At 66.6% G+C, this 21,251-nt stretch carries 14 protein-coding genes; 9 read left to right on the top strand and 5 right to left on the bottom strand.

Features of this window, described 5'->3' with window-relative positions:
* Positions 1-2 precede the first annotated feature (2 nt).
* A complete protein-coding gene (locus VHC04_RS11075; RefSeq protein WP_325681060.1) occupies positions 3-1,721 on the bottom strand; it encodes an N-acyl-D-amino-acid deacylase family protein in 1,719 nt (572 codons plus the stop codon).
* 55 nt (positions 1,722-1,776) lie between these two features.
* Between VHC04_RS11075 and VHC04_RS11070 the strand changes: the two genes are divergently transcribed.
* Complete coding sequence (locus VHC04_RS11070; RefSeq protein WP_325681058.1) at positions 1,777-2,082, top strand: hypothetical protein; 306 nt, start codon at positions 1,777-1,779, stop codon at positions 2,080-2,082.
* On the top strand, positions 2,079-3,596 hold the full coding sequence (gpmI, locus tag VHC04_RS11065; RefSeq protein WP_325681056.1) for a 2,3-bisphosphoglycerate-independent phosphoglycerate mutase: 1,518 nt from the start codon (positions 2,079-2,081) through the stop codon (positions 3,594-3,596). The genes VHC04_RS11070 and gpmI overlap by 4 nt, the downstream gene beginning before the upstream one ends.
* 164 nt (positions 3,597-3,760) lie before the next feature.
* Here gpmI and VHC04_RS11060 read toward each other — a convergent pair whose 3' ends face one another.
* Complete coding sequence (locus VHC04_RS11060) at positions 3,761-4,981, bottom strand: ABC transporter substrate-binding protein (RefSeq protein WP_325681054.1); 1,221 nt, start codon at positions 4,979-4,981, stop codon at positions 3,761-3,763.
* 200 nt (positions 4,982-5,181) lie between these two features.
* Between VHC04_RS11060 and argE the strand changes: the two genes are divergently transcribed.
* Both argE and VHC04_RS11050 read left to right on the top strand, forming a co-directional pair.
* A complete protein-coding gene (argE, locus tag VHC04_RS11055; protein WP_325681052.1) occupies positions 5,182-6,357 on the top strand; it encodes an acetylornithine deacetylase in 1,176 nt (391 codons plus the stop codon).
* Positions 6,358-6,363: 6 nt separating this feature from the next.
* Positions 6,364-7,347 (top strand): succinylglutamate desuccinylase/aspartoacylase domain-containing protein, encoded by a 984-nt coding sequence (locus VHC04_RS11050; protein ID WP_325681050.1) that lies wholly within the window; start codon positions 6,364-6,366, stop codon positions 7,345-7,347.
* Between the two features lie 85 nt (positions 7,348-7,432).
* Here the strand turns inward: VHC04_RS11050 and VHC04_RS11045 are convergent, their stop codons facing one another.
* Positions 7,433-8,590 (bottom strand): GNAT family N-acetyltransferase, encoded by a 1,158-nt coding sequence (locus VHC04_RS11045; RefSeq protein ID WP_325681048.1) that lies wholly within the window; start codon positions 8,588-8,590, stop codon positions 7,433-7,435.
* Positions 8,591-8,600: 10 nt separating this feature from the next.
* The gene (locus tag VHC04_RS11040) at positions 8,601-9,068 is read right to left on the bottom strand and encodes a RidA family protein (RefSeq protein WP_325681046.1); all 468 of its coding nucleotides are present in this window, start codon (positions 9,066-9,068) and stop codon (positions 8,601-8,603) included.
* Positions 9,069-9,306: 238 nt separating this feature from the next.
* Between VHC04_RS11040 and VHC04_RS11035 the strand changes: the two genes are divergently transcribed.
* The 3 genes from VHC04_RS11035 to dnaJ all read left to right on the top strand — a co-directional run bounded on the left by VHC04_RS11035 (position 9,307) and on the right by dnaJ (position 13,405).
* On the top strand, positions 9,307-9,870 hold the full coding sequence (locus tag VHC04_RS11035; protein WP_408903801.1) for a nucleotide exchange factor GrpE: 564 nt from the start codon (positions 9,307-9,309) through the stop codon (positions 9,868-9,870).
* Positions 9,871-10,046: 176 nt separating this feature from the next.
* Positions 10,047-11,975, top strand: coding sequence for a molecular chaperone DnaK (gene dnaK, locus VHC04_RS11030; protein WP_325681044.1), 1,929 nt, complete (start codon positions 10,047-10,049; stop codon positions 11,973-11,975).
* Between the two features lie 296 nt (positions 11,976-12,271).
* Positions 12,272-13,405 carry a molecular chaperone DnaJ gene (gene dnaJ / locus VHC04_RS11025; RefSeq protein WP_325681041.1) on the top strand — a complete coding sequence of 378 codons (1,134 nt, stop codon included), beginning with the start codon at positions 12,272-12,274 and terminating at the stop codon, positions 13,403-13,405.
* Between the two features lie 223 nt (positions 13,406-13,628).
* Here dnaJ and VHC04_RS11020 read toward each other — a convergent pair whose 3' ends face one another.
* Positions 13,629-16,898: a ribonuclease E/G gene (locus tag VHC04_RS11020; protein WP_325681039.1), complete on the bottom strand. Its 3,270-nt coding sequence runs from the start codon at positions 16,896-16,898 to the stop codon at positions 13,629-13,631.
* Between the two features lie 646 nt (positions 16,899-17,544).
* Between VHC04_RS11020 and VHC04_RS11015 the strand changes: the two genes are divergently transcribed.
* Entirely contained in the window at positions 17,545-18,489 is a 945-nt protein-coding gene (locus VHC04_RS11015; protein WP_325681037.1) for an N-acetylmuramoyl-L-alanine amidase family protein, read from the top strand.
* 107 nt (positions 18,490-18,596) lie between these two features.
* A complete protein-coding gene (locus tag VHC04_RS11010; RefSeq protein ID WP_325681035.1) occupies positions 18,597-21,230 on the top strand; it encodes a penicillin-binding protein 1A in 2,634 nt (877 codons plus the stop codon).
* Positions 21,231-21,251 lie beyond the last annotated feature (21 nt).

Raw genomic sequence — 21,251 nt, 5'->3', positions numbered from 1 at the left:
CTCTAGCCGGCCCTGGCGCGCACCAGGCGACCCGGCGTCGCACCGGTATAAATGCCATTGGCAAAGACCTCGGTGCCGGCACAGAATGTGTGGTGATAGCCGTCCACACGCTGCACCAGACGCCGCCCCTGCATCGGCAGGTCATAGCGGACCTCCGGCACGTGCAGACGCAGCTTCTGGAAGTCGATCACGTTCACATCCGCCTTCTTGCCGACCGCCAGCCGGCCGCGATCATGGAAGCCGAAGAAATCCGCCGTCTCGCTGGTCTGGCGCTTCACCATCAGCTCCAGCGGCAGCCGCGGTCCGCGGGACCGGTCCCGCGCCCAGTGGATCAGCATCCAGCTCGGCACGCTGGCATCGACGATGGACGAACAATGCGCGCCGCCATCCGACAGGCCCAGGATCGTCGCGTCGTCATTCAGCATCGCGTGGATGACGTCCAGGTTGTCGGCGCTGTAGCCGACGATCGGGAAGAACAGGAACTTGTCGGCACCCTGGGCGAGGTAGTCATACGCGACCTCATCCGGGGAGTGGTTGGACCTGGCGGCGATCGCGGCGATGCTGTCCTTCTCTTCGGGTTCATAGTTGGGCGGATCGCCCATCGGGAACATCCGATGCCAGCTTGTGGTGATCAGCTGGCGGAACTGTGACAGCCGGTGCAGCAACGCGGGTGACGGCGCCTCGGCCAGCACCTGGGCGCGGAAGGCCGGGTCCTGCATCCGCTTGATCCGCTCCGCGACGGGCAGTTGCAGCAACGCCTGGTAGCTGGGACGGATGGAAAACGGATTTAGGGCCGTATCGATTCCGAGCATGACACCTACAGGCCGGCCGGCAATCTGAGCGGTGACCATGGCGCCCTCGGAGCGGGCCTTGTGGACCCCCTGCATCAGCCGCTTCCATCGCGTGATGTCGGTCGGGCGGTCGGTCAGCAAGAACCAGACGGGCCGGCCGGTCTCCTTTCCGAACTTCGTCATCCAGGCCAGCTCCTCGGCCTCGTCGTCGAAGTCGCTGTTGACGCCGAAGGCGCCGTAGCCCAGCCCCTTGAAGGCGGAGCCGATGCCCAGCAGTTCGTCCACCTCGGAATAGCGGCCCGGTACCATGTCGCCCGTCGGTGTCTTGTGCGAGTTGGTGCGGGATGTGGTGAAGCCGAACGCGCCGGCCTTCAGACCGGCGACGACATGATCGCGCATGGCCGCGATATCCTCGGCGCTGGCCGGCTCGCGGTTGATCGCACGGTCACCCATCACGTAGACCCGCAGCGGATGGTGCGGGATCTGCGCCGCGACGTCGATCGAGCGCTTCATCTGGTCCAGCGCGTCAAGATATTGCGGAAACGTCTCCCAGTTCCATTTCAGGCCGTCGGCGAGCGCGATACCGGGGATTTCCTCGATCGATTCCATCAGGCCGATCAGGGCGGAATGATCTTCATTCCGAGCCGGCGCGAAACCGACGCCGCAATTGCCGAACAGGATCGTCGTCACCCCATGCCACGACGATGGAGCCAGCTCGGAATCCCAGGTGGCCTGGCCGTCGTAATGGGTGTGGACATCCACCCAGCCCGGCGTCACCAGCAGGCCGTTGGCGTCGATCTCCCGCTTCGCCGGGCCGGCCTTGCCGCCGACCTGGACGATAGTCTGGCCATCCAGCGCGACATCGCCGGTATAGGCGGCCGCCCCTGTCCCGTCGACGATCGTGCCGCCGCGGATCACCGTGTCGTGCATGCGTTCTTCCCCTCTGGCTGTCCTGGTCGGTTGCATGGGAAACCCGCGGCGGCCGGTGGTCAAGCTGGGCGGGTTGGCCAGTCACCGGCTACCGGCCGATCTGTACGTATTTGTTTGCTTTGTTTACGTCCGCGCACTGCCCGCCGTTTTCTTTCGGCGGCCGGACGTGGCGCCGGTCATCCGGCCGCCGCTGGCCTGGGGCGACGGCACGCACGGCAACTGGTTCGCCGCCTTTCCGTCCTACATCCGTCAGGATGCCGGGGTGACCCACGCCGGGCAACCGGTTAATCTCACGGCCTACCCTGCGGGCATCGGTGCCACGACCTGCCCGGAACCGCTGAACAAAAGGCCAGATGCATGACGAAACGCCCGGTGATGCTGGTGATCCTCGACGGGTTCGGCTGGCGCGAGGAGTCCGCCGACAACGCCGTACGTCTGGCGAAGACGCCGACCTTCACCGGCATGTGGCAATCCTGCCCGCACGCCTTCCTGCATACGTCAGGCCGCGATGTCGGCCTGCCGGAGGGGCAGATGGGCAATTCCGAGGTCGGCCACCTGAACATCGGCGCCGGCCGGGTGGTGAAGCAGGAACTGGTGCGGATCGGCGACGCCGTGGCCGACGGCAGCATTGCCGACGCGCAGGCATTCAAGGACCTCGTCGCTGCGCTGAAGAAGACCGGCGGCACCTGTCATCTGATGGGGCTGGTATCCCCCGGCGGCGTGCACTCCCACCAGGATCACGGCGCGGCGCTGGCCAGTCTACTGGACAAGGCCGGCATCCCGGTCATTGTGCATGCCTTCACCGATGGCCGCGATACCCCGCCGCAATCCGCCGGGGACGATCTGGCCCGCCTTCGCGCCGCCCTGCCGGCGAAGGCAAGGATCGGCACGGTCATCGGCCGCTACTTCGTGATGGACCGCGACAAGCGCTGGGACCGTGTTTCCCAGGCCTATGCCGCCATGGTGGACGCCAAGGGCAGTCGCCAGCCGACGCCCGACGCCGCAATCAAGGCCGGTTACGAGCAGGGAAAGTTCGACGAGTTCATCCCCGCCTCGGTGATCGGCGACTACAAGGGAATGCAGGACGGCGACGCCATTCTATGCTTCAATTTCAGAGCCGACCGGGTGCGGGAGATTTTGGGGGCGCTGCTGGACCCGGCCTTCGACGGCTTCCCGCGCGATCGCGTCGTATCCTTCTGTGCCGCCGTCGGCATGACCCGCTATTCCGACACGCTCGCCCCGTTGATGGGCGTGCTGTTTGAGCCGGAGACATTGAAGAACATCCTGGGTGAAGTCGTCGCGCATGCCGGCAAATCCCAGCTCCGCATGGCGGAGACGGAGAAATACCCGCACGTCACGTATTTCCTGAATGGCGGGGTGGAAAAGGAGTACCCGGGGGAAGACCGGATCATGGTCCCTTCCCCCAAGGTGGCCACCTATGACCTGCAGCCGGAGATGTCGGCACCGGCACTGACCGACAAGGCGGTGGCGGCAATCGATAGCGGGAAATACGACCTGATCGTGCTGAACTATGCCAACCCCGACATGGTCGGCCACACCGGCGTCCTGTCGGCGGCCATCAAAGCGGTGGAGACGGTGGATACCGGCCTGGGCCGTATCGCCGAGGCGATCCGCCGGCAGAACGGCGCGCTGCTGGTCACCGCCGATCACGGCAATTGTGAGATGATGAAGGATCCGGAGACCGGTGGTCCGCACACCGCCCACACCACCAACCCGGTGCCGGTGGTGCTGATGGGCAGCAACGCGCCCGCCCTTGCCGCGGGCCGGCTGGCCGACCTGGCACCCACCTTGCTGGAACTGCTGGGCATTCCGCAACCAAAGGAAATGACCGGCCATTCGCTGATCCAGCGCTAGACAGCACACGCTGCGTCGCCCGGGCCCCGCGACCCGGGGTGTTGCCATGGCGTGAGCAGCGTCTTTGCGGACGGGCCGGCACCGGATATCGTTCCGTTTCGGAAGCCGGCCGGCCGGCGGAGCAGGAAGCACCGGACCCGTCCTCCCGCCGCGACGCCGTCATGTCATTCCGGTAGCAGCCGGTACATCGTGCCATCGAACTGCACGAGACGCAGGCCCTTCATCGGCCGATAGTCATCCGGGCCGGTGCTGATCTCGATTCCTGGCAACACCATCGACAGCTTCGTCGTCGGCGGCAGCGATGTCGCCGCCTTCAGGATACCCTGCCGCGTCAGATCGTTGCCAGCCCGCTGCAGCACAAGCACCAGTGCCTGCGCCATGTTGTAGCCATAGGCCCAGACCGGATTGGCGATATCCGCTTCCGGCGCATATTTCGCCTTCCAGGCCATGAACTCCTTCATGCCAGGATCGTTGGCCCATGCCGGATCGGTCGGATCCTTCAAATACTGGCCCGTAATGACCCCGACCGACTTGTCGAACCCGGCCGAGGACAGCGCCGGCCGCACCAGCGCGCCATTGGAATCGATGATGTGCACCGGATGCCAACCCAGGTCGGCGATCTTGCGGATCGTCATCGCCGAGAATTTCGGCGTCGAGGCATCATAGACGACATCCACACCCGCGGACTGCAGCTCCACGATCTGAGAATCCACGGTCGCATCCGTCAGCTCATATGACAGGGTCTTCACGACCATCTTGTCGTATTTGTCGCCGAGCGCATCCTTCAATCCGGCGACGTAGTCCTTCCCCAGATCGTCGTTCTGGTAGATGATGCCGATCTTCGCGTTCGGATATTTCTGCAAGATGTACTTGCCATACATCTCTCCCTCCAGCCGGTAGCTTGGCTGGAACGGGATGCTCCAGGGGTATTCCTTGGGTGCCACGAACATCGATGCGCCGGAGCCAAGCCAGATATCCGGCACTTTCTTGGCGTTGACGTATTTGCGGATCGCGGCATTGGACGCCGTACCGATCGTCTGGAACAGGAAGGCGACCTGCTCCTCCTCGATCAGCTTGCGGATCACCTCCACGGCCTTGGGCGGGCTGTAGCCGTCATCCAGCGCGATCAGCCTGATCTTGCGGCCGTTCACGCCGCCCTGATCGTTGACCATCTGGAAGTAGTGCGATTCCGCCGTCGAAATCTGCCCATAGACGCTGGCCGGCCCGCTGAACGGTGCGTTCTGGCCGATCTTGATTTCCGTGTCGGTAATCCCGACCAGGGGCTGCTGCGCCCGGGCCGACGGCACCAGGGAAAGCTGCACCATGCTCGGCATCGCCAACAGGCCGGCGATCAGCGCACCGGCCAGCCATCGTCTCGTTGTCATTGTTTCCTCCCCGGTCCCCTTTGCCGCGGCTGGGCCGGATCACGGCCACTCCGCATGGCGTTCCGGCGCCGACGGTGGCATCCGGCGCCGCGTCCGGCAAGGCACTGCGTCCCGCCACGCGGGGCATTTTCGTGCAATCCGTCCCAAGTCAACCGATTGTAACGCCTTGCCGCACCGCGGCATGCGTATATGTTGGCAGGATGGACGCCCCCGCTGACATCGCCACGAGCTCGACCATCGCACTGCTGGAACGCCTGGTGCATTTCGACACGACCAGCCGGAACAGCAACCTGGAGCTGATCGACTTCATCCGCGCCTATCTGGACCAGCACGGTATTCCCTATCGCGTCAGCCGCGATCCGACAGGCCAGAAAGCGAACATCCATGCCATCATCGGCCCGCGGACCGCGGGCGGCATCGCGCTGAGCGGCCATGTCGACACCGTGCCGGTCGATGGACAGGCATGGAGCGGCGACCCCTTCACGCTGCGGCGGCACGACGCGACCCTGGTGGGGCGTGGCGCCTGCGACATGAAAGGCTTTGTCGCCGCCTGTCTCGCCGCCGTACCGATGCTGAAGGCGCGCGGCCTGGCGCGGCCCGTTCACCTGTTCATCAGCTACGATGAGGAAGTTGGCTGCGGCGGCGCGCGGCGCCTGATCGAGGATCTGTCGGAGTCGGGGCTGACACCGTCCCTGTGCATTGTTGGTGAGCCATCCGGCATGCAGCCGATCCTGGCGCACAAGGGAAAGCTCAACCTGAACGTCAAGGTGCGCGGCAAGCCCGGTCATTCCAGCGACCCGGCCGCCGGCGTGAATGCCGTGCAGGCGGCGGCCGAAGCGATCGCCTGGGTCGCCCGGGATGCGCGCCGGCTGGCGGCCGAAGGCCCGTTCATGCCGAATTTCGACCCGGGTTACACGACGGTTCATGTCGGCACGATGCGCGGCGGCACGATCCTGAACGTCATTCCGGAACACGCCGAATTTACCATGGAATGGCGCCACATCCCCGGGGACTCGCCCCACCTTCACATGGAAAGGATGCAGGCCTGGATTGCCGAATCGATCGAACCGCCGATGCGGGCCGTCGATCCGGCCTGCGGGTTCGCATACGATATTGAGTTGGAGATGCCGGGCATGGCACTGCCGCCGGACCATGAACTGGCCGGGCTGGTCAAGCAATTGACGGGATCGAACAGCACCGGCGCCGTCAGCTATGGGACCGAGGGAGGCTTTTACGAGAAGGCCGGCATCCCGACGATCATTTGCGGGCCGGGCCACATTGCGCAGGCTCATCAGCCCGATGAGTGGATCGCGGTATCGGAACTGGCGGCGTGCGATGCCTTCATCCGCAAACTGGCGGATCGTCTGGGCGCGTGATGTGGCATGACCCTGATCCAGACCCAAGCGCCGTTGCCCGAGTTCCAGGTCGATCTGCCCCGGCCGGACATCACGCCCTGGATCGTCGGCAACACCGGGATTGCCGGCTTCACCACGCTCGACTCCGACCGGCCCGGACCGCATGTCGCGGTATTATGCCTGACGCATGGTAACGAATTCGCCGGCGCGATCGTGGTGGATGAATTGTTGCGAGCACAGTTCAAGCCGCTACGCGGCCGGCTGTCCCTCGGCTTCGTCAACCTGACCGCCTTTGCCCGCTTCGATCCGAAACATCCCACAGCGTCACGCTTCATCGATGAGGATCTGAATCGTGTGTGGGACGATGCGATCCTGAAAGGCCCGCGCCGTTCGATCGAGTTGGATCGCGCGCGGGAGATTCGCCCGTTCATCGAAACGGCGGACATCCTGGTCGACCTGCACTCCATGCTATGGGCCTCGGAGCCCCTGATCCTGTGCGGCACCTCGGCTCGGGGAAAGGCACTGGCGATGGCGCTGGAAACGCCGACGCTGGTGATTGCCGACAAGGGACATGTGAATGGCCGGCGCCTGATCGATTATGCGCGGTTCATCGATCCCCGCGGCTCTGCCGCCGCCTGCCTGGTGGAGGCCGGCCAGCACTGGGAGACGCGGACGGTCGATACGATGCGGGCGAGCGTTGCCGGGCTGCTACGGCATTTCGGCATGACGGCTGGTGCGGATGCCCCGCTGCCGCCGTCGCCCGCGACCGTCGGCGCCTGTTCTGCCCCCCGGTTTGCACAGGTGACAGCGGCGGTGACGGCGGTCACATCACAATTCACGTTCGTGCAGGCCTATCATGGCGGCGACGTGATCGCGGCACGCAACACGCTGATCGCGATGGACGGTGACATCGAGATCCGAACGCCATACGACAACTGTCTGCTGGTGATGCCCAGCCTGCGGCCGAGCCGGGGTCATACGGCGGTGCGGCTGGCGCGGTTCGAGACATAGGGCCGGCCGCGTTACCGCGAGAATGCGCGTTGCAGCGAGGGGGGTTGGAACGACAGGCCGCTCATTCGCCCTGCACGGTCTTCCCTCATTCGCCTCCCTTCCGGAACGGCGACTCCTCGGCCAGGACAGCCATCTCCCGCTCGATCGCGTCCCGTTCCTCCACGAGGAAATTCGCCACCGCGCGACGCAGGCCCTTATGAGCGATCCAGTGGGCCGAAAACGTGTGCTTCGGCAAATAGCCGCGCTGGATCTTGTGGCGGCCCTGGGCGCCGGCCTCGACTCGTTTCAGCCCGTGTTCGATCGCCCAATCGATCGCCCTGTAGTAGCACAGCTCGAAATGCAGGAATGGCCAGTCGCCGCGGCACCCCCAGTTGCGGCCGTACAGCGCCTCGTCCCCCGCCAGGTTCAGCGCCCCAGCCACCGGCTTGCCGCCCTGCTCCGCATACATCAGGACGACCTTGTCGCCCAGGCGCGCGCCCAGCAGCGAAAAGAAGTCCCGCGTCAGGTACGCCGATCCCCATTTCCGGTCCACGGTCGCGCGGTAGAAGCGATAGAACGCATCCCAATGCGCCTCGGTGATGTCCGCCCCGGACAGCGCGTGAAAATTCAGCCCGGCGGCATTGGCATCCCGTCGCTCCCGCCGGAGTACCTTGCGCTTGCGGGAGGACAACGCGCCGAGGAAATCCTCGAAAGTCGCGTAGCCTTCATTTTCCCAATGAAACTGCATGCCGATCCGCTGCAACCATCCGGCCGCGCCCAGAGCCTCCCATTCCTCCTGGACGCAAAAGGTCACGTGCACCGATGACGTGCCCAGCGACTCACAGGCCTGCTCCATGGCGGTGGCCAGCGCGGCGACAGGGATGCCGGTGTCCGGCCGGCGCAGCAGCCTCGGTCCCGGCACCGGACTGAACGGCACCGCGACCTGCAGCTTCGGATAATAGTCACCGCCGGCGCGCTCCAGCGCGTGCGCCCAGCCATGGTCGAACACGTATTCGCCGTAGCTGTGCGACTTCGCATACACCGGCGCCGTGGCCACGACGTGCCCATCGGCATTGCGCAACACCATGTGCTGCGGCAGCCAACCGGTGCGGCGGCCGGCCGATCCGCTATCCTCCAGCGCGCTCAGGAAGGCATGGCTGACGAACGGATTGCCCGTCCCGGCACAGGCATCCCAGTCGGCGGGATCGATCTCCGCGATACTCGCATGCAGGCTCAGGGTCAGCGCAACCGAACCATCGGGCATACAAGGCAGCCTATGCGATTTCGAACATGCCTTCCACCTCAACGGCGGCATCCGCGGGCAGCGACGGCACCCCGATCGTCGTGCGCGCGTGGCGCCCGGCCTCCCCGAATACCGCCACCGCCAGGTCGGATGCCCCGTTCATCACCAGCGCCTGCTGGGTGAATTCGGGCGGTCCGGCGATGAAACCGCCGAGGCGCACCACACGCTTCACCCGATCCAGATCACCGTCGCAAGCGGACTTCAGGTGCACCAGGACATTGATGAAGCACAGGCGGGCGGCCTCCTTGCCCTTGTCGACCGATACGCCCCAGCTCACCTTGCCGGTGATGGCGATCTTGCCGTCGATCGCCGGCACCTGGCCGGACACGACGACCAGGTTGCCGGTCTTCACATAAGGTACGTAATTGGCGATCGGCGCCATCGGCCGCGGCAGCGTGATTCCCAGCTCCGCCAATTTCGCCTCGATCTGTCCGGCCATGCCGCCCGCTCCCATCACTGTAGGGTCCGGACCATAGCGCAGGGGCTGCGCCCCCGCATCCTTCTCCGATCCCCCTTGGCCAGCTCCTCCAGGCATCCCCTCGGCGCGAAATGCCCCTGCGAGCCGTTCGAGCGGGACCCGACCGGCCGAAGAAATGACGAGCCGGCTTGTTCCGAGGGGCGTGCCGCCCTAACTCAGACGCGCAATGAACCACTCACAGCAATCGAACCAGGAGCCCATGACAGATCAACCGGCGGCCGACCCGCAGGCCGCGAACCCGACACCAGAGCAGATGATGCAAACGGCGTCGGAACGTATCACCGCGCTGGAGGCGGAGTTGTCGGAGATGAAGGACCGCTGGATGCGCTCCGAGGCCGAGAACGCCAATATCCGAGCGCGCGCGCGCAAGGACGTCGACGACACCCGCCAATATGCGGTGCAGAAATTCGCCGCCGACGTGGTGGAGGCCGCCGAGAATCTGCGGCGCGGCATCGCCAGCCTGCCGCAGGGTGACCACCTGCCGGAGATCGTCATCAAGGTCCGCGAGGGCCTGGAAGGCGTCGAGCGCAGCTTCCTCGGCACCCTGGAACGCAACGGCATCAAGGGAGAGGACCCGGTAGGCCAGCCCTTCGATCCCAACCTGCACCAGGCGATGGCGGAGCAGGAGACGGAGGCCCACAAGCCGGGCACCGTGATCCAGGCCTGGTCCTCGGCCTGGACGCTGAACGGGCGGCTGCTGAAGCCGGCCATGGTCGTCGTCGCCAAGGCGCCCGCCCCGGAACTGACTGCGCCCCGCGGTTGAGGCCGGCCGCCCCTGTCACCGGCCTCGGCCCGGGGGCGGCAATTTATGTCAAATCAGGACGAAATTCCCGCCCATTACTCTTGCCGCGGCCGGGTCCGGGCCATACATCAACCGTCATTCAAATAGGGATCCCCCCGGTGCCTCGGGCCGGCGCGATCCGCTGAAAGGAGAACTTCATGAGCAAAGTGATCGGTATCGACCTCGGTACCACGAATTCCTGCGTCGCGATCCTGGAAGGCAAGGATATCCGGGTTATCGAGAACGCGGAGGGGGCGCGTACCACGCCCAGCATGGTCGCCTTCACCGACAGCGGTGAACGCCTGGTCGGCCAGTCCGCCAAGCGGCAGGCGGTGACCAACCCGTCCAACACCCTGTACGCCATCAAGCGCCTGATCGGCCGCCGCTATGACGATCCGACCGTGACCAAGGACAAGGCCATGGTCCCCTACCAGATCGTCCGCGGCGACAATGGCGACGCGTATGTGGAGGTGAAGGGGGAGAAATACTCCCCGAGCCAGATCAGCGCCTTCGTCCTGACCAAGATGAAGGAGACGGCGGAAGCCTATCTGGGTGAGCCTGTCACTCAGGCGGTCATCACCGTGCCGGCCTACTTCAATGACAGCCAGCGCCAGGCCACCAAGGACGCCGGCCGCATCGCTGGCCTGGACGTGCTGCGCATCATCAATGAGCCGACGGCCGCGGCGCTCGCCTATGGCCTCGACAAGAAGAACAGCGGCACGATCGCGGTGTACGACCTGGGCGGCGGCACCTTCGACATCTCGGTGCTGGAGATCGGCGACGGCGTATTCGAGGTGAAGTCCACCAACGGCGACACCTTCCTGGGCGGCGAGGACTTCGACCTGCGCGTCATCGACTACCTGGCCGACGAGTTCAAGAAGGAGCAGGGGATCGACCTGCGCAAGGACAAGCTGGCGCTGCAGCGGCTGAAGGAAGCCGCCGAGAAGGCGAAGATCGAGCTGTCTTCCAGCAAGGAGACCGAGATCAACCTGCCGTTCATCACCGCGGATGCTTCGGGGCCGAAGCACCTGGTGATGAAGCTGACCCGCGCCAAGCTGGAAGCGCTGGTGGACGACCTGATCAGCCGGACGCTGGAGCCGTGCCGCGCGGCGCTGAAGGATGCCGGCGTGAACGCCAGCCAGATCGATGAAGTGATCCTGGTCGGCGGCATGACCCGCATGCCGAAGGTGATCGAGACGGTGAAGTCCTTCTTCGGCAAGGACCCGGCCCGCAACGTGAACCCCGACGAGGTCGTGGCGATCGGCGCGGCGGTGCAGGGTGGCGTGCTGAAGGGCGACGTCAAGGACGTGCTGCTGCTGGACGTGACCCCGCTGTCGCTGGGCATCGAGACGCTGGGTGGGGTGTTCACCCGGTTGATCGACCGCAACACCACGATCCCGACGAAAAAGAGCCAGACCTTCTCCACCGCCGACGACAACCAGAGCGCGGTGACCATTAAGGTCTACCAGGGCGAGCGCGAGATGGCAGCCGACAACAAGCTGCTGGGCAATTTCGACCTGACCGGCATCCCGCCCGCCCCGCGCGGCGTGCCTCAGATCGAGGTGACGTTCGACATCGACGCCAACGGCATCGTCTCGGTGTCCGCCAAGGACAAGGCCACCGGCAAGGAGCAGCAGATCCGCATCCAGGCCAGCGGCGGGCTGTCCGAGGCCGATATCCAGCGGATGGTCAAGGAAGCCGAGGCGAACGCCGAGGCCGACAAGAAGCGGCGCGAAACGGTCGAGGCTCGCAACCACACCGAAAGCCTGGTCCACCAGGTCGAGAAGAACCTGTCCGAACACGGCGACAAACTGGCCGCGCAGGACAAGGGTGAAGCCGAGGCCGCGGTGGCTGCTGCGAAATCGGCGCTGGAAGGCAGCGACGGCGACGCCATCAAACAGGCGGGCGAGCGTCTGAGCCAGGCGGCGATGAAGATTGGCGAGGCGATGTACAAGGCTGAGGCCGCCGCCGGTCAGGCTGGCGCGGCCGGGGCCGGGGCTGGTGCCCAGCCAGGCGGCACCCAGGACGACAAGGTCGTCGACGCCGAGTTTGAGGAAGTCGACGAGAACAAGAAGAAGTCGGCCTGACCGGGACGGGCTGATCCATGACGGGGTGCGCGGTCGGTGACAGAACGGATCACGCGCCCCAGCGGGACCGTACCCGACGGGACCGTACCCGACGGGACCGTACCCAGCGGGTGCATTCCCGGCCGGAGGCCGCGGTGCGCGGCGTGGCGGCTCTGCCCGCCCGCCGCCCCCGGCAGTTCTTGGAATACGGCCTGTCCGAGTTGATCTCCGCGCCCGTTCTTCCAGTGAAGACGGGCGCGGTTCGTTTTGACGACACCGCGGTTGTGCCTGCTGCGGCTGTGCAATAAAGGTCTGAGATGGCCACCAAACAGGATTATTACACCATTCTCGGCGTCGGCCGGGACGCCAGTTCGGATGACCTCAAAAGGGCGTATCGCAAACTGGCGATGCAATACCACCCGGACCGCAACCCCGGCGATACACAGGCGGAAGCCCGTTTCAAGGACGTCAACGAAGCCTATGACATCCTGAAGGATGAGCAGAAGCGTGCCGCGTATGATCGTTTCGGCCATGCTGCATTCGAGAATGGCGGCGGCCCCGGCGGCATGGGCGGCTTCGATTTCGCCGCCGGCGATATCGGCGATATTTTCGAGCAGATGTTCGGCATGGGCCGCCGCGGAGGCGCCGCCCGCGCACGCAGCGGTGCCGACTTGCGCCAGGGCGTCGAGATCGACCTGGCCGAGGCGTTTTCCGGCACCAAGGTTTCGCTGCGCGTCGCCACCCGGGTGAAATGCGAAGCCTGTGAGGGCACCGGCTCCGCCGACAAGAGCCGCGCCGCCGATACCTGCCGGACCTGTCAGGGCACCGGCAAGGTGCGGGCTCAGCAAGGTTTCTTCCTGATCGAGCGCACCTGCCCCACCTGCGGCGGCCAGGGCCGCGTCATTCGCAATCCCTGCCGGTCCTGCCAGGGCGCGGGCACGGTGCAACGGGAGCGCACGACCCAGGTCGCCATTCCGGCGGGCGTGGAGGACGGCACGCGTATCCGTCTGGCGGGCGAGGGCGAGGCCGGTGGTCCCGGCGCGCAGAACGGCGACCTGTACGTCCATGTGTCGATACGTCCGCATGAATTCTTCCAGCGCGAACAGGCCAGCATCCTGATGCGCGTGCCGCTGCGCATGACGCAGGCGGCGCTGGGCACCGAGATCGAGGTGCCGGTTATCGATGGCTCCCGCGCCAAGGTGAAGATCCCCGCCGGCACGCAGACCGGCGATCAGTTCCGCTTGCGCGGTAAGGGATTTTCCGTCCTGCGCAGCCCGGCGCGCGGCGACATGTTCATTCAGGTCGCGGTGGAGACCCCGCAGAACCTGACGCCCCGGCAGCGGGAGCTGCTGGAGGAGTTCGAGGCGGAAGCCGGCAAGGGCGGCAAGGGCAGCCCCGACCATGAAGGGTTCTTCGCAAAGGTCGCGGCATTCTTCGAGGGCGGCCGCTGATCGACACCATCACAGGGTCAGCCGACCCCGTGATGGCGCCTGACGCTCGACGCTGAAAGCGAGCGCTCGAAAAGCGCCAGCCTCAACCCTGATCGGGATGACGCGGCGGCGGGGAAGCCGGCCCTGACCTGACAGGGCCGGACCGACCCTGTCAGGCTCCGCTCCTTTTTGCTTCAGAAGCGCAATCCGCGCTGTCCGGCTGCCGGCCTCGGGCGATCGTGCCCTACCGCCGCCACCAGCCGCGCTTCTTCTCCGCCGCCGGCGCATCACCGGCCCCGACCAGGATCGGCAGGATCGCCGGTGTCGGGGGCGGCGGTTCGATATGCGGCGCCGGCTGCGGCGACGATTCCGGTTCGGCATCGTTGTCCGCAACGGACGATGCCGGTCCGACCGCCGTCACCGACGAGTCCGGCTCCGATGAGTCCGGCTCTGGCGCGGCAGCATTGTGGATCTCCACCGACGCGGCCGGAACAGGGGTGTCAACCGCCGGGGCTTGCGCTGCGTCAGCCGCCACGTCGCCGACATCCGCAACCGCGGTTTCCAACACCGGCGCATCTGCTGGGGGCGCCGTCGGGTTGGCCTCACCCGCGGCAGACGCCTCCGAACCCGGTGCTTCTGCACCGGCGGGCTGCCCGGTGGGCGCCCCGACAGCCCCCTCTCCGATAGCCCCCTTTGGGGCGAACGCGATCCTGACCGGCGCCTCATCCGATACCGGCCCAGGGGTGGCTTCGGGTTCGGGTTCCGGCGCCGATACATTGACGATTGCGGCCGCCTGCTGCTTCGGCGGGGTGGAGCGCATTTCCACCTGCTCCATCACATCGAAGATGTCGAAGACCTGGCCGCCGAACGGATTGGCCGGGGTTGGACCGACATAGGCCGATGCGATATCCGGCTGCTCCGCGCCAGGGATGGCCAGAGGCGAAATCTCGCCCTCACCCTCCCGCCGCCGACGGCGGCCACCGCGCCGGCCACGACGACGGGCCCGCGACTCCTCGTCGCCCTGCGCATCGGCGGACGCTTCCGCCTGGGACTCACCCTGCGATCCTTCCCGCGTTTCCGCCGCGAATCCGCCAACTGCCTCTGCCACCGGCTCCGGTGTCATTTCCGTTTCCGGCTCCCGGCGTTCCGCTTCACGCGGTGCCGCATGCACGATGTCGGCCTCGGCGCCAACCTCCTCGGCACCCGTTTCGGCCCCCGCCGCATCGTCCTCATCGGCGGCCGCGACGGCGGATTCGGTCTCATCCTCCCGCCGGCCACCACGACGACGACGACGGCGGCGGCGGCGGCGATTGCCGTCCTCCGCTCCGTCCGCGGTCTCCGAGTCGGTCCGCGCCTCCTCGTCGCCCTCCTCCTCGTCTTCCGAGGCGACCAGATCCTCTTCCTCGGCGTCGATGTCCGCCGGCGGCGGCACCATCACCGGCCGGTCCGGCGTCACTGCCACCGGGAAATCCTCGGGGGCGCGGGCACGCACCCGGTCGATGCGGAACTGCGCCGCCGTCTGCGTATCGTCGGCGGCGATGATCACATGCATGTGATATCGCAACTCGATCTCGCGCAGCCGCTCGCGCTTGTGGTTCAGCAGGTACAGCGCGATCGGCGTCGCGCAGTGCACCACGATCTCGGCGGCCCGCCGCTTGCCGCCTTCATCCTCGATGCCGCGCAGCACGTGGATGGCGGCATTTTCGGTGCTGCGGACATGGCCGGTGCCACCGCAATGCGGGCACGGGATGAAGCTGGTCTCGGCCAGTGAGGGGCGCAGGCGCTGCCGGCTCATTTCCAGCAGGCCGAAATGGCTGATATGGCCAACCTGGATACGGGCGCGGTCGTTCTTCAGCGCCTCCTTGATCCGGCGCTCCACCATCGCGTTGTGGCGCTTTGACTCCATGTCGATGAAGTCGATGACGATCAGGCCGGCCAGGTCGCGCAGGCGCAACTGGCGCGCGGCCTCGTCCGCCGCCTCCAGATTGGTGCGCAGGGCGGTCTCCTCGACATTCCGTTCCCGCGTCGAGCGGCCGGAATTCACGTCGATCGCCACCAGCGCCTCGGTCTGGTTGATCACCAGATAGCCGCCGGAGCGGAGCTGCACGGTGGGCGACAGCATGGCATCCAGCTGCGCTTCCACCTGGCTCCGAGCGAACAGCGGCTGCCCCCCGGGGGAGCTGGCGTCGCGCCAAAGCTGCACCTTCTTGGCGTGGGACGGCATCAGCATGCGCATGAACTCATGCGCCGCGCGCCAGCCTTCCTCACCGTCCACCAGAATCTCGTCGATGTCGCGCGAATAGACGTCGCGGATCGCCCGCTTGATCAGGCTGGCTTCCTCATAGATCAATGCCGGAGCGACCGATTTCAGCGTGTGCTCGCGGATGTCGTCCCACAGCCGCAACAGATACTCGAAGTCGCGCTTGATCTCCGGCTTCGGGCGGTTTGCGCCGGCAGTGCGGACGATCAGGCCCATGCCGCGCGGGATGTCCAGCTCCGCCATGACTTCCTTCAGGCGACGGCGATCGGCGGCCGAGGTGATCTTCCGGGAGATGCCGCCCCCCCGCGGCGAATTCGGCATCAGCACGCCGAAGCGTCCGGCCAGCGACAGATAGGTGGTCAGCGCGGCACCCTTGGTCCCGCGTTCCTCCTTCACCACCTGGACCAGCAGGATCTGGCGGCGGCGAATCACCTCCTGGATCTTGTAGTTGCGCAGGAAACGGGAGGTCAGGCGGCGTTCGCGGGAATCATCGGCGCTGTCCTGGTCGGCCCCGCCGAGGATTTCCGGCGGCGGTGCATCCTCGGCCGCATCGAAATCATCATTTTCCTCGCCCGCGTCGTCATCACCCACAACGGACAGCACCGGAGGTTGCGGCACCGCCAACAGCCTGGGGGTGGAAGGCCGCGCCCAATCGCCGGCTACCGCGTCGGTGACGACCGGCGCGGCGAACGCCTCGGCGGTGCCCGGCGCCGATGCGACCGCGCCGATCGCCTCCCCCGGACCTGCGTCCACCGGCGCGGACACAATGGTTTCCCGCGAGATCAGCAAGGGAGTCGCCGGCAGCGCCCAGGGCTCCGGAGCCGCCGCTTCCGGCCCGGCATCGCGGCTGGACGCGGCGCCCGCATCCCCGGAGGCCGCTTCCTGGTCGTCGGCATCGGGCTCGGGCTGGTCGGGCGTGTGACTCAGCGCCAGCTCCAGCTCCGCCTCTTCCTCTTCACGCCGTGCTTCCTCGGCCTGCAGTTCCAGCAGGCGCTGCCGGTCGGCGACCGGGATCTGGTAGTAATCCGGGTGGATTTCGCTGAAGGCGAGGAAGCCATGCCGGTTCCCGCCATATTCGACGAATGCCGCCTGCAGGCTGGGTTCTACACGGACGACCTTGGCGAGATAGATATTGCCTTTCAGCTGCTTCTTGGTGGACGTCTCAACGTCGAAATCTTCAAGCCGGGTTCCATCCAGCACCACGACGCGGGTTTCCTCCGCGTGCGTGGCGTCGATCAACATGCGCTTCGTCATCTAGTCCTGAGCTCCGGTACGCGGACCGTCGGCCGGACCCGCCGCCAGGGTGCACTCCCTGACGGGCCGAGGCCGGACGGCCGCTTGATAGGCTTGTGAGAAGGGGCCCGTTGACGACGGCAGGAAAGGCGCGATGACCGTGCTGGCCGCGCCATCCGCCACCCGGCATGTCGGGTGAAAGTCCAATTCTGGACGGATGGAAGACGGCGTTCTTCATCAGTTCCTGACATTCGGACGGAGTGGACCGTAAAAGGCCCCCTGCCCCCGTGTGAAAGCATTGCCCGCCTGCCCCAGCGGGACGAACCCTGACGGGACGCGGCGGCCGGCGCGCCTGACTGCCCACGGACGCCATCCGTGCGGACTTACCTGCGGGCGGGCGCGCCCAATAGCGGCGATACAACTGACGCTGCCGGCGGCTGGTTGCCGTTCGCCACCCGCTCTCCCCAGAGTGGCGAAATCGAACCTAGCCCCGCCGAAGGAGCCGAGACCCGCGCGGATCGCACAGGCCCCGGTTGCACCACCGAAGCGTCATTAAAATGGATCAAATGCACCGCCGCCGCAAGCGAGTCGTGTTGCAGCGCCATGAAGCCGCCGTTTTCAAGAAGTTAAGGTGCATCTCTCAACCCTGTCTGTTAAGAGCCGAGTCATGGATGACTTGCCGGTTACCCGACGGTTGCTGTTGCGCCGCTTTTCCGGCGGCGCGTCTGTGTTCGGCACCTTCTTGTTGCCGGCGGCGTTGCACGATGCGATGGCCGCCACGCGGAGTCACCCCGGCGCTCATCCTCCCCCGCCTCGGCGGCCCAAGCCGCCCGCCGCCCAGTCCTTGCAGGACCGGCCGCTGGTGATGCTGGACCCTGGCCATGGCGGCAAGGATCCGGGCGCGATCGGCGTGTCCGGCACCTATGAGAAGCAGATCGCCCTTGCCACCGCGCAGGAGCTGAAGCGCATGTTGGAAGCCAGCGGCCGCTATCGCGTGGCGCTGACCCGATCCCGCGACGTGTTCATCCCGCTGGACGACCGGGTCGATCGGGCGCAGCGGCAAGGCGCGGCACTGTTCGTGTCGATGCACGCCGATGCGCTGGCCGATCACTCGGTGCGTGGCGCCTCGGTCTACACCCTCGCGCAGACGGCGTCGGACGCGCAGACCGCAGCCCTGGCCAGGACCGAGAACAGCGCGGACCGCTTCCTGGGCAAGCAATGGCACGGCACCTCGCCCGAGGTGGCGCAGATCCTGTCCAGCCTGGTACGGCGGGAGACTCGGGCCGGGTCGGTACGCCTCGCCCGCCAGATGGTGGGCAACCTGGACCAGGACCTGCCGATGCTGCCCAACCCGGCGCGCCACGCCGGGTTCGTGGTGCTGAAAGCGGCGGATATCCCCAGCGTGCTGGTGGAAATGGGCTTCATGTCCAACCCCCGCGATGAGGCGGCGCTGCGCCAGGCCAGGCACCGCATGATGGTGGCCCAGGCGATGCAGCGGGCGGTCGATGCTTATTTCGTGGCGCAACGGCAGACGGCAGCCGTCTGGGGAGCGGATCCCTGGGCACCCGACGCCGCGCGGCTGAGCGCCTGGAAGCCATGGACGACCGGCTGACGCCACCCGCAACCGCCCGATCAAGACGACGACTCATGCAAATAATGAGATTATGCGTCGTGATCTCTTCGCTTCCCCAGAGCTGAAAAACCTCCCATACCGCTGCCATGAAACGCCCCCTGACCGCCGGTGAGCGTCTGTCACCGCAACCGGCCTCGCGCCGCGGCGCCCAACAATCATCCGAACCGTCCACGCAAGGTCCGCATCAGACGGGGTCGAAGCGGCCGCGGAAGCGCAAGCCGAACCTGCTGGTACGTGCGGTGAACGGCTTGTTCGGCGCCATGCTGGCGATCGTCGTGCTGGTGGGAATCGCCGGCGCCGGCGCGATATGGATCGCCTATCGCCATTTCAGCGCCGACCTGCCGGATGTGGATGGGCTGCGCAACTACCAGCCGCCGGTCATGAGCCGCGTGTTCGCGGGCGATTCCCGCCTGTTGACGGAACTGGCGACTGAACGGCGTATCTTCGTGCCGATCACCGCGATCCCGCCGCTGGTGCGGCAGGCCTTCATTTCGGCCGAGGACCAGAATTTCTATACCCATGCCGGTGTCGATCCGCTGGCGATCGCCCGAGCGGCGGTTTTTGATCTGACGCATTACGGCAGCGGCAAGCGGCCCGTCGGCGCCTCCACCATCACCCAGCAGGTGGCGAAGAACATGCTGCTGGACAACCAGATGTCGATGGCGCGCAAGATCAAGGAGGCCATCCTGGCCACCCGGATCGAGGAGAACCTGACGAAGGACCGTATCCTCGAACTCTACCTGAACGAGATCTATCTGGGCCTGGGCGCCTATGGCGTCGCGGCGGCGGCGCAGGCCTATTTCAACAAGCCGCTGGATCAACTGACCCTGGCGGAGACGGCGTTCCTGGCAGCGCTGCCCAAGGCACCGAACAATTTCAACCCGTTCAAATACCCGGACGCGGCCCGCGCGCGGCGCGATTATGTGCTGGACCGCATGCTGGACGACCGGATCATCACCGCCCAGCAGGCCGCCGCGGCGAAGGCCGAACCGATCGTACCCTCGGCCTTCCGCCGTCCGCCGCCGATCCCCGGCGCCGACTGGTTCACCGAGGAAGTGCGCCGCCAGCTGATCGCGCGCTTCGGCGGCGACATGACGACGCAAGGCGGCCTGATGGTGCGCACCAGCCTGGACCCGGTGCTGCAGGCCGCGGCCGACAAGGCGCTGCGTGAGGGGCTGATAACCTATGATCGCCGCTATGGCGGCTGGCGTGGTCCGGTCGGGCACCTGATGCTGGCTCCGACGGACTTCGACACGCGCTGGCCGGCAGCGCTGGGTGAGGTGCAGCGTCCGGCCGGCATGCTGCCGGCCTGGCGTCTTGCCGTGGTCGCCTCCACCTCGGACCAGGAGGCTCGGCTGGTCTGGCTCGATCCGGCCGGCGAACGCCGCTCCGGCACCCTCATGCTCTCCGACCTGGGGTGGGCGCGGCCGGTTCGCGACGGCAAGATGGGCGCGGCCCCGCGGCGCATCTCCGATGTCGTACAAACGGGCGATGTGGTGATGGTGGAGCCGCCGGCGTCCGCCGCCGCGCCGCCGCCGATCGCCACCAAGGGCAAGCAACCGGCCGCGCCGCCGGCATCGCGGCTGGTGCTGCGGCAGATCCCCACCGTGCAGGGCGCGCTGGTCTCGATGGATCCGCGCACCGGCCGCGTGCTGGCCATGGTCGGCGGCTGGAGCTTCGAGCAGAGCCAGTTCAACCGCGCCACCCAGGCGCAGCGGCAGCCGGGTTCCAGCTTCAAGCCGATCGTCTATCTGAGCGCGCTGGAAAAGGGCGTCTCCCCCAGCCAGCGCTTCATGGATGCGCCGCTGGTAGTCGACACGCCGGACGGGCGCTGGCGGCCGGGCAACTATGAGTTGACCTTCAATGGGCCGACGCCGCTACGCATCGCGCTGGAGGAGTCGCTGAACCTCGTGACGCTGCGGGTGGCGCAGCATGTCGGCATGCAGGCGGTGGCCGACACCGCCATTGCCTTCCATATGGTCGACAGCATGCCCAAGGTGCTGCCCGCGGCACTGGGGGCCGTCGACACGACGGTGCTGCGGGAGGCCGGCGCCTATGCATCCTTTGCCATGGCGGGGCGGGAAGTCGTGCCAACCCTGATCGACAGCGTGCAGGACCGCGACGGGCATGTGGTGATGCGCGCGCCAGGCCTGAATTGCGACAATTGCGGCGATGCGGCGACGCCGCCGACATTGACCGACGACCGCAAGCAGATTGCCGATGCCGCCAGCGTGTTCCAGCTGGTCACCATGATGCAGGGCGTGGTGCAGCGCGGCACCGGCTATGAGGCCGGCAAAGGGCTGAACCGGCCGATCGCCGGCAAGACCGGTACGACGCAGGATTTCAACGACGCCTGGTTCACCGGTTTCACGCCCGACATCGTCACCGCCGTATGGGTGGGCTTCGACACACCCGCCTCGCTTGGCAATAACGAGACCGGCGGCCGGCTGGCCGCGCCGATCTGGCGCGACTACATGACCACCGCGCTACAGGGACGACCGGTGCTGAACTTCCCGATGCCGCCCGGCGTCACCATGGCCCAGTGGGACACCGGGCACGGCCCCCGGACCGATGCCTTCAAGGATGGCCAGGTGCCGGGCGCCTCGGCCGGCACCATCGGTGGCGGCGGCGGCGGCGTGGCCAGCAGCGGCGACACCGGTGGCGGTGGCGGCGGTCCGGCTCCCGGCGGGGTTGATACCAACCTGGGCGGCCTGTATTGAGCCGCCTCCATTGAACCGCCA

It is taken from the genome of Rhodopila sp. (assembly GCF_035548095.1).
Lineage (GTDB): Bacteria > Pseudomonadota > Alphaproteobacteria > Acetobacterales > Acetobacteraceae > Rhodopila.
The sequence above is the reverse complement of the archived record's forward strand: the minus strand, read 5'-3'. Positions and strand labels throughout refer to the sequence as shown.

Excerpts from the sequence above, each read along its gene's own strand:
- VHC04_RS11075 (WP_325681060.1), bottom strand. The coding sequence starts at position 1,721 with ATGCACGACACGGTGATCCGCGGCGGCACGATCGTCGACGGGACAGGG.
- gpmI (WP_325681056.1), top strand. The coding sequence starts at position 2,079 with ATGACGAAACGCCCGGTGATGCTGGTGATCCTCGACGGGTTCGGCTGG.
- VHC04_RS11060 (WP_325681054.1), bottom strand. The coding sequence starts at position 4,981 with ATGACAACGAGACGATGGCTGGCCGGTGCGCTGATCGCCGGCCTGTTG.
- argE (WP_325681052.1), top strand. The coding sequence starts at position 5,182 with ATGGACGCCCCCGCTGACATCGCCACGAGCTCGACCATCGCACTGCTG.
- VHC04_RS11050 (WP_325681050.1), top strand. The coding sequence starts at position 6,364 with ATGACCCTGATCCAGACCCAAGCGCCGTTGCCCGAGTTCCAGGTCGAT.
- VHC04_RS11045 (WP_325681048.1), bottom strand. The coding sequence starts at position 8,590 with ATGCCCGATGGTTCGGTTGCGCTGACCCTGAGCCTGCATGCGAGTATC.
- VHC04_RS11040 (WP_325681046.1), bottom strand. The coding sequence starts at position 9,068 with ATGGCCGGACAGATCGAGGCGAAATTGGCGGAGCTGGGAATCACGCTG.
- VHC04_RS11035 (WP_408903801.1), top strand. The coding sequence starts at position 9,307 with ATGACAGATCAACCGGCGGCCGACCCGCAGGCCGCGAACCCGACACCA.
- dnaK (WP_325681044.1), top strand. The coding sequence starts at position 10,047 with ATGAGCAAAGTGATCGGTATCGACCTCGGTACCACGAATTCCTGCGTC.
- dnaJ (WP_325681041.1), top strand. The coding sequence starts at position 12,272 with ATGGCCACCAAACAGGATTATTACACCATTCTCGGCGTCGGCCGGGAC.
- VHC04_RS11020 (WP_325681039.1), bottom strand. The coding sequence starts at position 16,898 with ATGACGAAGCGCATGTTGATCGACGCCACGCACGCGGAGGAAACCCGC.
- VHC04_RS11015 (WP_325681037.1), top strand. The coding sequence starts at position 17,545 with ATGGATGACTTGCCGGTTACCCGACGGTTGCTGTTGCGCCGCTTTTCC.
- VHC04_RS11010 (WP_325681035.1), top strand. The coding sequence starts at position 18,597 with ATGAAACGCCCCCTGACCGCCGGTGAGCGTCTGTCACCGCAACCGGCC.